The organism is Streptomyces sp. NPDC005202 (assembly GCF_040608235.1).
Taxonomy (GTDB): domain Bacteria; phylum Actinomycetota; class Actinomycetes; order Streptomycetales; family Streptomycetaceae; genus Streptomyces.
The window spans coordinates 93,438-103,683 of record NZ_JBEXHW010000024.1; the positions used below are offsets into that span (position 1 = coordinate 93,438).

Consider the following 10,246-nt stretch of genomic DNA (forward strand, 5'->3'; position numbering starts at 1 on the left):
CACATGCGCGTACCACTACTCGTCGTGGCCTTCACCAGCCCAGATGATGTGCAGCCGCTTCTCGGGATCGAAGCGACGTCCCCTTCCCGGAGCTCTGGTCACCCAGACCCTGTCCACGGCGTCGGACAGGAGAGCTCGCCGCTTCGATAGGTCACTTCTCTCCCACAGCGCCGCCAGGTCCGGATTTCTGACGAGGAAAGCACCGACCGCGGCGCGCTCCACACAGGTGGCCATCGCCCGTGCTCCCGGGCAGGTGTGTCCGAGGCGAACGCCCTGGCACACGTACGATGTGCCGTTCCTGCTCATGCGCATGCCGCACCCCTCGACAGCACAGAAGAGCAACCCGGTCAGCAGGTGAGCGGGGCCGCGGACGGGCTGCTTCACGCCGCCGCCTCGGAGCCGGGTCCTGGATCCCAGCGCGGCGACGATCTGCCGCTGTTCCTCAGGGGTGACGAACGATCCCCTCACCAACCACCACAGGGCCGCCGGTTCGCGGATCACGGTGCCCGGTCGAACTGATCCAGAAGTGGACCGACTTCCGCCGTCCCCTTGCGACTGAGCCGGTCCAGCTTCCACACGATCAAGGTCCGCACCAGACCGGACGTCACGGCATTCGTGGCCGCGTCAAAGCCACTCCGCGCCACGTCCTTGTAGCCGGACCTCCCTCGGTCGACGTGGACTTCTCGGACTGCCAAGCCGTGCCGGGCTGCCCAGTCCCGGCAGTCGACCTCCTGCCGCTGAATGGCGGTCTTGCCCTCGCGGTCCAGCGACAGCCGAAGATATAGACCAGCGTATGAATCGCCGTGCTGCAAGTTCCCTCCCAGAGTTGCTCACTCTGGTAACAAACAGGGGGTTCGAAGGTAGTAATGAACTCCCCCAGCCGCTGGGCCAACACATGCCCCGTCGTCGCATTCCGGTGGTCGGGTACGGCGTCGTCGCGGTCGCCGGTGTCGGGCCTTGGGCCTGGGCAGCGGTGTCCCCGGCGACCCCGCACCGCCGCTTCAAACCTGTGGGGACGTCTGCGGCGGCGCGAGCGGGCTCAGTCCGTCGGCCTACCGGCGGCGTTTCGGACCGGCCGCCGGGGAAGCGGTGAGGACATGAGATTCCTCGTACGCGACCGGATCCTCGGCATCGGTGACGACTACTGGATCGAGGACGAGCAGGGCAACAAGGTCTTCCTCGTCGACGGCAAGGCCATGCGGCTGCGGGCCACCTTCGAGCTGAAGGACGCCCAGGGCTGCGTCCTGATCGACATCCACCAGAAAATGTTCGCCCTGCGGGACACGATGATGATCGAGCGGGGCGGCGAGGCCCTGGCGAAGATCCGGCGCAAGCGGCTGTCGCTGCTGCGCAACCACTACCGGGTGTCCCTGGTGGACGGCACCGAACTCGACGTCAGCGGCAAGATCCTCGACCGCGAGTTCGCCGTCGAGTACGACGGGGAGCTGCTCGCCGTGATCTCCCGGCGGTGGCTGAGCGTCGTGGAGACGTACGGCGTCGACGTCGTACGGGAGGACGCGGACCCGGCGCTGCTGATCGCGGTGGCGGTGTGCGTGATCCACCTGGCGGAGAAGGAACGGGAGGAACGCGAGGACGACGACTAGCGGCGCGGCGGCTCCGGCCCGGCTACCCCCGGCGGAGCGGCGGCTCCAGACCACCCGGCTACCCCTGGCGGCGCGACGGCTCCGGCCCGACTACCCCTTGCGGCACGGCGGCTCCAGACCACCCGGCTACCCCTGGCTGCAAGGCGGCTCCAGGCCCGGCTGCCCCCGGCGGCGCGGCGGCTCCAGGCCCGGCGACCCCTGATGGCAGGGCAGCTCCGGCCCGGCTACCCCCGGCGGAGCGGCGGCTCCAGCCCCAGCACCCTGTCCTTCAGGGCCGGGAACTGCTCCCGCGTCGTCGCCACCTTCCCCGGGTCGAACTCCACCGTGAGGACCTCCTCGTCGGGGCCGGCCTGGGCCAGGACCTCGCCCCAGGGATCCACCACGATCGAGTGACCCGCCTGCGGAACCCCCGCATGGGTCCCGGCCGTTCCACACGCGAGCACGAACGCCTGGTCCTCCACCGCCCGCGCCTGGGCCAGCAGCGTCCAGTGCGCACGCCGGCGCTCGGGCCAGCCGGCCGGGACCACCAGGGTCTCGGCCCCGGCGTCGACGAGACCGCGGAAGAGCTCGGGGAAACGGAGGTCGTAACAGGTGGCCAGACCGAGGGTCGTCCCAGGCAGACGGACCGTCACCAGCTCCCGCCCCGCGCCCATCAGCACGGCCTCGCCCTTGTCGAAGCCGAACCGGTGGATCTTGCGGTAGGCGGCGGCGAGCTCGCCGGAGGGGGTGAAGACGAGGGAGGTGTTGTAGAGCGGCCCCTCAGGGTCGCGTTCGGGGATCGAGCCCGCGTGCAGCCACACGCCCGCGTCGCTCGCCACCTTCGCCATGGCCTCGTACGTGGGCCCCTCGAGCGGCTCGGCCGCGCGTTCGAACTCCTCGAAGGCGAAGGCCCCGGTGGTCCACAGCTCCGGCAGCACGACGAGGTCGGCGCCGGCCTGCTCCCGTACCAGCGCGGCCACCCGTCGCCGACGCGATTCGACCGATTCGCCCTCGTCTATGGCGATCTGGATCAGCGAGGCGCGCACACTACCACCGTCCTGGCATTCGAGCCGTCCACACAGGCCTACCATCGTCACACGAAAGCACTGCCGGGGTGCCTCACAGCAGCGTAACTTAGCGTTCCGAGACACCCGCCGACAGCAGCCACCTCCCATTGGCAATGCCGCCACAACCTGCCCGTGTACCGACCGCCGAGGGGTCCCGTTCCGTGAGTCTGCATCCCACCCTCCAGCCCTACGCCGACGCCTGGACCCACTCCGTCGAAGCGATATCCGAGCTGGTGCAGCCGCTCGTGGAGGGGGAGTGGAACCGGCGGACCCCGTGCCCCGGCTGGTCGGTCCGCGACGTGGTCTCGCACGTCATCGGCATGGACTGCGAGATGCTCGGCGACCCGCGTCCCATCCACGCGCTCCCGCGCGACCTGTTCCACGTCACCAACGAACACCAGCGCTACATGGAGATGCAGGTCGACGTCCGCCGCCACCACACGGCGCCGGAGATGACGGCCGAGCTGGAGTACACGATCATCCGCCGCAACCGCCAGCTGCGGAACGAGACGCGCGACCCCGGCACCAAGGTGCGCGGACCGCTCGGCGCGGAGATCACCCTCGAAGAGGCCATGCGCTACCGCGCGTTCGACATCTGGGTGCACGAGCAGGACCTGCGCGCGGCCCTCGGCCGCCCCGGCAACCTCGACTCACCGGGCGCGCACGTGGCCCGCGACTACCTCCTCGCCCAACTCCCGGAGGTGGTCGCGACCAGGGCCGACGCCCCCCGCAGTTCGGCCATCGTCTTCGACGTCCACGGTCCCGTCGAGTTCCTCCGCACGATCCGCGTGGACATCCAGGGCCGCGGCACCCTGGAAACGGCCCCCGCCCTCGGCCCGGCCGCGACCCTCTCCCTCGACTGGGAGACGTACGTCCGCCTGGCCTGCGGCCGCGTGGCACCGGAGGCGGTGGCGGACCGGGTGAAGACGGAGGGCGACCTGGATCTGGCGGCGGCGATCCTGCGGAACTTTACGGTGACGCAGTAGCGGGCTTGCCTGCACCGGGGGCCCTACGCCGGAACGTGCACCGTCTCGACCCGGCTGGCAACCAACCGCTCCCGCTCCCGCCGGGCCGCCCTCTTCCGCAACCGCAGAATCTGACTGACCCCCAGCGCCTGAAGCACGAACACCACGGAGAAGGCAACGCCGTAGTCGTCCCCGGTCGCGTCCAACAGCACCCCCATGGCGAACAACGTCGTCATCGAGGCGACAAAACCCCCCATGTTGGTGATCCCGGACGCCGTCCCCTGCCGCTCCGGCGGATTCGCCGGCCGCGCGAAGTCGAACCCGATCATCGAGGCCGGCCCGCACGCCCCGAGCACCGCGCACAGCACGACGAGCAGCCACATCGGTGCCCGCCCACCGGGATACGCCAGCGTCACCGCCCACATGACCGCCGTCGCCGCCACCGTGCCCAGCGCGAGCGGCAGCCGCGCCGCGTGATGCCGGGCGACGATCTGCCCGTAGACGAGCCCGACGAGCATGTTCGACAGCACGACGAGCGTGAGCAGGTCCCCGGCCGTCGCCCGCGACAGTCCCTGCGCCTGCACCAGGAACGGCAGCCCCCACAGCAGCAGGAACACCATCGCCGGGAACTGCGTCGTGAAGTGCACCCACAGCCCGAGCCGCGTCCCCGGCTCCCGCCAGGACGCGGCGATCTGCCGGCGGACGTACGCGGCGCCCTGGTGCGTCAGCGGCTCGGGCTCGTACCCCTCGGGGTGGTCCTTCAGGAAGAGGAGCAGCAGCACCAGCACCACGACCCCCGCCAGCGCGCTGCCCGCGAACGTCGGCGTCCAGCCCAGCCCGTGCAGCAGCCGGGCCAGCACCAGCGTGGACACCAGGTTCCCCGCCATCCCGACCAGCCCGGCGAGCTGCGCGATCAGCGGCCCGCGCCGGGCCGGGAACCACCGGGTGCCCAGCCGCAGCACACTGATGAACGTCATCGCGTCCCCGCACCCGAGCAGCGCGCGCGCGGCGAGCGCCATGCCGTACGACGGCGAGTAGGCGAAGCCCAGTTGCCCGGCCGTGAAGAGCACGGCCCCGATGGTCAGCACCTTCTTGGTGCCGAGCCGGTCCACCAGCAGGCCGACGGGTATCTGCATGCCCGCGTAGACGAGGAGCTGGAGGATGGAGAAGGTGGACAGCGCCGAGGCGTTCACGTGGAAGCGATCGGCGGCGTCGAGACCGGCGACCCCCAGCGACGTGCGGAAGATGACGGCGACGAAGTAGACGGCGACGCCTATGCCCCAGACGGCGACGGCGCGCCGGCCGCCCGGCGGATCGCCGGGCAGGGAGACCGGGGAGGAGCTCATCGGACCTCCCCCCGCGCCAGGTGGGAGAACCAGCTGACGTGCCGGTGGACGACGCCGACGGCCGCCTCCGCGTCCCCGGAGCGCAGTGCGTCGAGGATCTCCTCGTGCTCGGCGAGCGTCTTGGCGATCCGGTCGGGGTGGGAGTGCATGACGGCGACGCCCATGCGCAGCTGGCGGTCGCGGAGCTGGTCGTAGAGCCGCGAGAGGATCTCGTTCCCCCCGCTGCGGACGATCTCGGCGTGGAAGCAGCGGTCGGTGACCGCGGCCGCGGCGAAGTCGCCGGCGGCGGCCTGCCGCTTCTGCCGGGCGAGCAGCTCCTCGAGCCGCTCGATGAGCCCGGGCGGGGCGGGTACGGCCTTGCGGGCGGCGTGCTCCTCGACCAGCAGCCGGGTCTCGACGACGTCCGCGATCTCCTGCGCGGAGACCGGCAGGACGAGCGCTCCCTTTTTCGGGTAGAGCTTGATGAGCCCTTCGACCTCGAGCCGCAGCAGCGCCTCGCGCACCGGCGTGCGCGAGACCCCGACTGCCTCGGCCAGCTCCCCCTCGGTCAGGAGCGTCCCGCCTTCGTAGCGGCGGTCCAGGACCCCCTGCTTGACGTGGGTGTAGACGCGGTCGGCGGCGGGGGGTTGCTTCACGGCCAGGCTCATGCCCACAGCATAGATACAACACGTACGCATGACTGCTGAAGTCCAGCATGCGGACCAACAGAAAACCCGCCCCGGCAACCGCACAACCATCTGTGCTAATTACGAGTCACACTTCTGCGGCCCCACGTTGTGGACACCCAACGCGGCCGCACCCTAGGGGCATTCGACGTAATCGGGGTACCTCACTTGAAAACCGGCATCCAGGGCATCCGTATCCGCAGAGCCGCCGCCGTCGCCGTGACCACTGGCGCCGTGCTCGCCGGCGGAGCTCTCACCGCGGCGCCCGCGCAGGCCGTCGCCACGCCCTCGATCGTGGCCAAGGGCGGCTACGTGATGAACAACGCGAACGGCAACACGCTGTACACCAAGGCCGCGGACACCAGGCGTTCCACCGGTTCGACGACGAAGATCATGACCGCGAAGGTCGTGCTCGCGCAGTCGAACCTCAACCTCGACGCCAAGGTGACCATCCAGAAGGCGTACAGCGACTACATCGTCGACAACAACTACGCCTCCTCGGCCCACTTGATCGTCGGCGACAAGGTCACCGTCCGCCAGCTGCTGTACGGGCTGATGCTGCCGTCGGGCTGCGACGCCGCCTACGCGCTGGCCGACAAGTTCGGCTCGGGCTCGACGCGGGCCGCGCGCGTGAAGTCGTTCATCGGCAAGATGAACAGCACCGCACACAGCCTCGGCCTGACGAACACGCACTTCGACTCGTTCGACGGCATCGGCCACGGCGCCAACTACTCGACGCCGCGCGACCTGACGAAGCTCGCGAGCAGTGCGATGAAGAACTCCATGTTCCGCACGATCGTGAAGACGAAGACCTACACGGCCAAGACCATCACCAAGACGGGCAGCACCCGGACGATGGCGCCGTGGAAGAACACGAACACCCTGCTCAGCAGCTACAGCGGCACCATCGGCGTGAAGACCGGCTCGGGCCCGGAGGCCAAGTACTGCCTCGTCTTCGCCGCCACCCGGGGCAGCAAGACGGTCATCGGCACGGTCCTCGCCTCGTCGTCGATCGACCAGCGCGCGGCGGACGCGAAGAAGCTCCTGAACTACGGCTTCGCCAAGCTGGGCTGACGCCCGATCACCCGCACCACGGGCCCGTCGCGACCGCGGCGGGCCCGTTTGCGTGCTCCCACGAGCGGCGGCACCCTGCAGGACCTGCCGTATCAGCCCGATCGCACGGGAGACGACGGCATCCACCGCGGTACCCACCGCCATGAGCAGGGAGGACCGCGCCATCCAGCCCTGCCGCGCTCCCGTCCCCAGAGCCACACGCCGCGGCGCGGTCCTGGCCCCTCTGCTTGGCCCCCTCTGTCATGAGGCGACCTACGTCAGCAAGATCCCTTGCGCCGCGCGTACGCCGTGAACCAGCCCCAGGCCACCGGGCTGAGCGTGAGTATCGGTCCGTCGGGATCCTTGGAGTCCCGCACGGCGACGGTGCCGGGGATGTTGCGGGCGACTTCTACGCACTCGCCATTGCCGCTGCTGTGGCTGGACTTGACGAACTCGAAGTGCGGCACGGCTCATAGCTCCTTGCGGATGTGTTCGATCAGGGCGGTGGAGTCGCGAAGAGCGAGCCCGCTGCGGGTGATCCGCTCGAACCTGGTGTTGTGCCGTACGGCGTCCTCCTCGCTCTCCAGCCACAGCGTAGACGAGGTCGTGTCCATGTAGACCACGTCCATCGCACCGGGTTCGGCGAACGAGACGACGCTGAAGGCGCTGGTCATACCGGGGTGGGAGCCCGCGAGGAACGGCACCACCTGGAGCTTGACGTTGGGCAGCCGGGACACCTCGATCAGGTGCGCCAGCTGTACGCGCATGACCTCGCGGCCGCCCACCAACTGCCGCAGCGCGCCTTCGCCCACCACCGCCCACAGGCTGAGCGGGTTGTCGTCCGTGAGGCGCGCCTGCCGGGCGATCTTCGCCTCGACGAAGCGCTCGATCTCCTCGGGGTCCTCCCAATCGGCGTTGCCGATGGCCAGGGCCCTGGCGTAGTCCGGTGTCTGCAACAGACCCGGGACGAAGGCACCCTGCCACGTACGGACGCCGGTCGCGATGTCCTCCAAGGCCACGTACTCCACGAGGGAGCGCAGCTCGGGGTACTGATTCCACCAGCCCTTGGCCTTGCGACGCTCGCGATCCGTCCTGGCGAGGCTCAGCAGCCGCTCCACGGCCTTCGGGTCGGTCACACCGTACAGCTCGCACAGAACGCGGATGTCCGGGTCCCGGAAGGGGACCCACCCCCGCTCCATCTTGGCGACCTTGGCCGCCGTCGCCGAGAGCGCCTCCGCGGCCTGCGGCTGCGTCAGGCCGGCCTCGTCACGCAGCCGCAGCAACTCGCCGCCCAACTTGCGTGCGAGAACGGTGGATACGCGGTTTCCGCGCTTGAACTCGCCTCCGGACACGTCGGCTACCTCCCAGGTCGGCCGCCAGTCTGCAATCCGGCGTCACGCGCCGCAACCAGAACTGGAGACATATTTCCCAGAGATAGCTTGCGGGCAGGTCGAGGCATCGCTACTTTCAGTACTCAATCGCCCACACGTCGAAACCAGTTGGCGGAAGTGCACCGTGCCGCCCGCACCCGCGCCGCACGGCGGAGCCACCCCACCTGGACCCCGGCAACGCACGAGGAGGTGCGCCGCCATGACCGGCTCCTGCCCGCTCCCCGCTCCGAAGCGGTACGACCGCTACGACGCCGTCAGCTACACCCGTACCCCCAGAACATCCCCCGAGCCCGCCGCCGCGTCGCCCAACTCGCGGTCGACTGGGGCCATCCCGGGACCGCCGACGACGCGGCGCTCCTCGCGAGCGAGTTGTGCACGAACGCCCTGCTGCACGGCTGCCTGCGCGATGGTCTCTTCCGCGTCGAGACGTCCCTCACGGGCAACGCGCTGCGCATCGCCGTCACGGACCCGAAGGGAGAACGCCTCCCGGAAACACGCCCGCCCGCCACCGACGACCAGTTCGGCCGGGGTCTGCTGATCGTGCGCGCGCTGGCCGACCGCTGGGCCGTGGAGAAGCTGACGGTGGGGAAGACGGTCTGGGCGGAACTGGACATCCTGAGATGTCCAAACGCGAAGCCTGCTGCCCCGCCCGCTGGCTTCAAGTGACCGTGGGGGCCGCCCGCTTCTACGTCAGTGTCGGCCCACTGCCCCGAAGTCGCCCCAGAAGCCTTCGGAGCGCGGTCACTAGTGTGCTGCAGGCGATGATGCCGGCCGGGCGGGAGCCCGTCGATGTGCGGGCGGCTCGCGTGATCCTGAAACGGGACGACAACCGCCCGCACGGCTTCGTCGTCCACGCCACCTTTCCCATCTACCTGTAGAAAGCGACCGAGGCTGATCACCGTGCCCCTGAGCCCTTTCGAACACGACCGCCGTTACGGCGAGCTGGACCAGGTGATGCGTGCCTATATCGGGCAGCCGGCGGACGACACCCCGGACAAGCCAGCCAGGCCCTGGTCGCCTATCTGCGGCAGACCTGGCACAGCCGCCCGTGGGCGCTGGCCGTCGCCGAGCGGCAGTTGCGGGAGTACGCCGATAATCCGCCAGGGCGGCTTCGGCTGCGTCTCGGGGAGTTCTACGCGATTCCCGACGTCGGGCTGACGGAGGGCGAGATTCAGCAATGGCTGTACTGCCTCGCCGAGCACATCAAGCACAGCATCGAGGAGGGAACGTCCCCGCGCCGGCGGCGCCCGTCACCCACTGGGAGTGGCACGCCCGCTTCCCCGAACTCGGCCAGTTCCTCGGCGGCTGGTTCTCGCAGGACATGCCCGACGAGTTCGACGACCATGACGCGGCCCTCGACGACTACAGGAACTCGACAGACCCGCAGCTCGTGGCCCGCCTCGTCGGGGAGCTTCATGAGCTGCTCGCCCTGGACCTGGACGAGTCCGACTACGCCCTCGCCGTGGCCGAGCTCGGCATGGAGGTCGATCCCCCGGCACCGTACTCGCCCAGCGGCTGGCTGGCTCGGGTGGCCGACCAACTCACTGTGCCGCGTGCCGACTACGGGTCCTCGGCTTGATGGAGAGGGAGTCGAAGTGGGCAAGCACGGCGACGAATTGACGGCGCTACGGAAGCAGCTGTCCCACAGGGGACGCGTGTACGTCCGCTCGGGGCGGCTTCCTCCGACGAGCGGCGGTGCGCGCGGGGTCCTGGCCGCCGTCGCGGCCGAACACGTCTGTCGAGCAGTTGCACCGGAAAGACTGGCAACAGTACGCCACCGACCCGGCGGCTCCGGTGCCCGTCGAGCAGGTCGAGCAGGCGTTGGAACCCGTCGACGCGAAGAAGGCGGCGGCTCTGATGGGCAGCCTTGCCTCGACGTGCCTCGTGTGGCCGGGAGCCACCTTCATGGAGCCCGCCAAGGCCGACGACGTCGCGCGGCGCGTGGTGAATCTGGTCGGGCCGGGCGCCCAGTGGTGGTCCAACCGTGACGGTGACAGCGGGACCGGCGTCTCCGCATGCACCTTCGACAGCCTCGTCGCCGGTACCGACGGCCACCGCTTCGCCGTACTGATCCAGGTCGGCGATTCCTAATGGAGATGTCAAGCGGCGGACGTGACGGGCGGTATGGGGTCGTAGCACCGTCCGTCACGCAGGAGGGCCCACATGACGTTGACCC

12 protein-coding genes and 2 pseudogenes are annotated in these 10,246 nt (G+C 69.7%); 7 read left to right on the forward strand and 7 right to left on the reverse strand.

Features of this window, described 5'->3' with window-relative positions; all coding sequences use genetic code 11:
• Positions 1-15 precede the first annotated feature (15 nt).
• Positions 16-501 carry a zinc ribbon domain-containing protein gene (locus tag ABZV31_RS27755; protein ID WP_355899079.1) on the reverse strand — a complete coding sequence of 162 codons (486 nt, stop codon included), beginning with the start codon at positions 499-501 and terminating at the stop codon, positions 16-18.
• Positions 498-812: a recombinase family protein gene (locus tag ABZV31_RS27760; protein WP_355899082.1), complete on the reverse strand. Its 315-nt coding sequence runs from the start codon at positions 810-812 to the stop codon at positions 498-500. The genes ABZV31_RS27755 and ABZV31_RS27760 overlap by 4 nt, the downstream gene beginning before the upstream one ends.
• Before the next feature lie 285 nt (positions 813-1,097).
• Between ABZV31_RS27760 and ABZV31_RS27765 the strand changes: the two genes are divergently transcribed.
• A complete protein-coding gene (locus tag ABZV31_RS27765) occupies positions 1,098-1,604 on the forward strand; it encodes an LURP-one-related family protein (RefSeq protein ID WP_355899085.1) in 507 nt (168 codons plus the stop codon).
• 224 nt (positions 1,605-1,828) lie between these two features.
• On the opposite strand, the gene ABZV31_RS27770 is transcribed toward ABZV31_RS27765, so the two are convergent.
• Positions 1,829-2,629 carry a carbon-nitrogen family hydrolase gene (locus ABZV31_RS27770; protein ID WP_355899087.1) on the reverse strand — a complete coding sequence of 267 codons (801 nt, stop codon included), beginning with the start codon at positions 2,627-2,629 and terminating at the stop codon, positions 1,829-1,831.
• Positions 2,630-2,811: 182 nt separating this feature from the next.
• On the opposite strand from ABZV31_RS27770, the gene ABZV31_RS27775 reads away from it, so the two are divergent.
• Positions 2,812-3,636, forward strand: a complete 825-nt coding sequence (locus ABZV31_RS27775; RefSeq protein ID WP_355899089.1) for a maleylpyruvate isomerase family mycothiol-dependent enzyme — start codon at positions 2,812-2,814, stop codon at positions 3,634-3,636.
• A gap of 23 nt (positions 3,637-3,659) precedes the next feature.
• Here ABZV31_RS27775 and ABZV31_RS27780 read toward each other — a convergent pair whose 3' ends face one another.
• Both ABZV31_RS27780 and ABZV31_RS27785 read right to left on the reverse strand, forming a co-directional pair.
• The gene (locus ABZV31_RS27780; RefSeq protein WP_355899092.1) at positions 3,660-4,961 is read right to left on the reverse strand and encodes an MFS transporter; all 1,302 of its coding nucleotides are present in this window, start codon (positions 4,959-4,961) and stop codon (positions 3,660-3,662) included.
• Positions 4,958-5,608 carry a GntR family transcriptional regulator gene (locus tag ABZV31_RS27785; protein WP_355899095.1) on the reverse strand — a complete coding sequence of 217 codons (651 nt, stop codon included), beginning with the start codon at positions 5,606-5,608 and terminating at the stop codon, positions 4,958-4,960. Before ABZV31_RS27785 ends, ABZV31_RS27780 begins: the two co-directional genes overlap by 4 nt.
• A gap of 186 nt (positions 5,609-5,794) precedes the next feature.
• Between ABZV31_RS27785 and ABZV31_RS27790 the strand changes: the two genes are divergently transcribed.
• Positions 5,795-6,700, forward strand: coding sequence for a D-alanyl-D-alanine carboxypeptidase (locus ABZV31_RS27790; RefSeq protein WP_355899097.1), 906 nt, complete (start codon positions 5,795-5,797; stop codon positions 6,698-6,700).
• A gap of 257 nt (positions 6,701-6,957) precedes the next feature.
• Here the strand turns inward: ABZV31_RS27790 and ABZV31_RS27795 are convergent, their stop codons facing one another.
• Positions 6,958-7,146 carry a DUF397 domain-containing protein gene (locus tag ABZV31_RS27795; RefSeq protein ID WP_355899100.1) on the reverse strand — a complete coding sequence of 63 codons (189 nt, stop codon included), beginning with the start codon at positions 7,144-7,146 and terminating at the stop codon, positions 6,958-6,960.
• A gap of 3 nt (positions 7,147-7,149) precedes the next feature.
• Positions 7,150-8,031 carry a helix-turn-helix transcriptional regulator gene (locus ABZV31_RS27800; protein WP_355899102.1) on the reverse strand — a complete coding sequence of 294 codons (882 nt, stop codon included), beginning with the start codon at positions 8,029-8,031 and terminating at the stop codon, positions 7,150-7,152.
• Between the two features lie 228 nt (positions 8,032-8,259).
• Between ABZV31_RS27800 and ABZV31_RS27805 the strand changes: the two genes are divergently transcribed.
• The 4 genes and pseudogenes from ABZV31_RS27805 to ABZV31_RS27820 all read left to right on the forward strand — a co-directional run bounded on the left by ABZV31_RS27805 (position 8,260) and on the right by ABZV31_RS27820 (position 10,161).
• Positions 8,260-8,736 carry an ATP-binding protein gene (locus ABZV31_RS27805; RefSeq protein WP_355899105.1) on the forward strand — a complete coding sequence of 159 codons (477 nt, stop codon included), beginning with the start codon at positions 8,260-8,262 and terminating at the stop codon, positions 8,734-8,736.
• An 83-nt stretch (positions 8,737-8,819) separates the two neighbouring features.
• Positions 8,820-8,948: pseudogene (locus tag ABZV31_RS27810) on the forward strand (hypothetical protein); the annotation flags it as partial.
• A 22-nt stretch (positions 8,949-8,970) separates the two neighbouring features.
• Positions 8,971-9,649, forward strand: a pseudogene (locus ABZV31_RS27815) (contact-dependent growth inhibition system immunity protein).
• 167 nt (positions 9,650-9,816) lie between these two features.
• Positions 9,817-10,161 carry a hypothetical protein gene (locus ABZV31_RS27820; protein WP_355899108.1) on the forward strand — a complete coding sequence of 115 codons (345 nt, stop codon included), beginning with the start codon at positions 9,817-9,819 and terminating at the stop codon, positions 10,159-10,161.
• The last annotated feature ends 85 nt before the right edge of the window (positions 10,162-10,246 follow it).

What these genes read in the sequence shown, in the direction of transcription:
- ABZV31_RS27765 (WP_355899085.1), top strand. Translation starts at nt 1,098, where the DNA reads ATGAGATTCCTCGTACGCGACCGGATCCTCGGCATCGGTGACGACTAC.
- ABZV31_RS27780 (WP_355899092.1), bottom strand. Translation starts at nt 4,961, where the DNA reads ATGAGCTCCTCCCCGGTCTCCCTGCCCGGCGATCCGCCGGGCGGCCGG.
- ABZV31_RS27785 (WP_355899095.1), bottom strand. Translation starts at nt 5,608, where the DNA reads ATGAGCCTGGCCGTGAAGCAACCCCCCGCCGCCGACCGCGTCTACACC.